Consider the following 217-nt stretch of genomic DNA (forward strand, 5'->3'; position numbering starts at 1 on the left):
TGCTCATGCATCGGCTTGACGGTGGTCAGATATTGGCTCACCACGCTGTCCAGCGTACGTCCACGCTCTTTAACATCGCGGACAATGCGGCGCAGAATACGCACATCGGCATCGCAGGCGGCACCGGCAGCGGCAAAAGTACCCTGACGGAGCGTCTGCGGGAGCATTTTGGCGTAAATGAAGTGAGTGTCATCAACCATGACAGTTACTACAAACG

Annotated in this window: 2 pseudogenes; one reads left to right on the forward strand and one right to left on the reverse strand. The window is 55.8% G+C overall.

Features of this window, described 5'->3' with window-relative positions:
* Positions 1 to 113, reverse strand: a pseudogene (locus H6B10_RS18980) (uridine kinase); the annotation flags it as partial.
* Between H6B10_RS18980 and H6B10_RS18985 the strand changes: the two are divergent.
* Positions 75 to 217: pseudogene (locus tag H6B10_RS18985) on the forward strand (hypothetical protein); the annotation flags it as partial. The pseudogenes H6B10_RS18980 and H6B10_RS18985 overlap by 39 nt on opposite strands.

Origin of the sequence: Gemmiger formicilis (assembly GCF_016901605.1) — a bacterium.
In the GTDB taxonomy this organism is placed as follows: Bacteria; Bacillota; Clostridia; order Oscillospirales; family Ruminococcaceae; genus Gemmiger; species Gemmiger formicilis_B.